The 259-nt window shown below is 73.0% G+C and carries 1 protein-coding gene; it reads right to left on the minus strand.

Going from position 1 to position 259, the window contains the following annotated elements:
- Nucleotides 1-259 (minus strand): hypothetical protein (locus tag AC507J_RS32425; RefSeq protein WP_496294398.1); only part of this gene is annotated, 259 nt, incomplete at both ends.

The following is a 259-nucleotide window of genomic DNA, read 5'->3' on the forward strand; positions in this document are numbered from 1 at the left end:
GGGCGATGCCGAGTTGCGCGGTGGCGTGCCACAGCAGGGCCACGTCGCCGGTTGGCTCAGCGGCGGCGACCAGCAGGAGCAGTTGGGTGTCGGGAGGCAGGCTGCTGGAGCGGCGCCGGAATTCGTCCTCGATGCGGTGCGGGACGCTGAGGGTGTCGGGCAGCTCGAACCCGCCGGCCAGGTGCGTCGGCGGCGTGCCCCGTGGCAGTTCCAGCAACGCCAGCGGGTTGCCGCGTGCCTCGGCGATGATCCGGTCACG

The organism is Micromonospora sp. PRAS1, from assembly GCF_059553435.1.